Below are 247 nucleotides of genomic sequence, written 5' to 3'. Positions count from 1 at the left end.
CGAGCGGTGGGTAGGCGTCCAGGAAGGAATCCCCCACCCGGGTCACAAAGGCGTACCAGTCGGATGCGGACCGGTCGGGGCCTGGTTTCGGGTAGTCGAAAAACAGGCCGCCCACCCCGCGGGACTCCCCCCGGTGGGCATTCCAGAAATACCGGTCGCACTTCTCCTTGTATTCCGGGTAAAATTCCGGGTCGTGGGCATCGCAGGCTAACCGGCATACCCCGTGGAAATGGCGGGCATCCTCCTC

Annotated in this window: 1 protein-coding gene; it reads right to left on the bottom strand. The window is 64.0% G+C overall.

The window, feature by feature from the left end; genetic code table 11:
• A partial coding sequence (locus ACRHNM_RS17680; protein WP_431137953.1) for a coproporphyrinogen III oxidase occupies nt 1-247 on the bottom strand: 247 nt, incomplete at both ends.

The sequence above is a fragment of the Psychroserpens mesophilus genome (assembly GCF_050617655.1).
Taxonomy (GTDB): domain Bacteria; phylum Bacteroidota; class Bacteroidia; order Flavobacteriales; family Flavobacteriaceae; genus Psychroserpens; species Psychroserpens mesophilus_A.
Note: the sequence above shows the minus strand (reverse complement) of the source record. Positions and strands in the feature narration are given on the sequence as shown.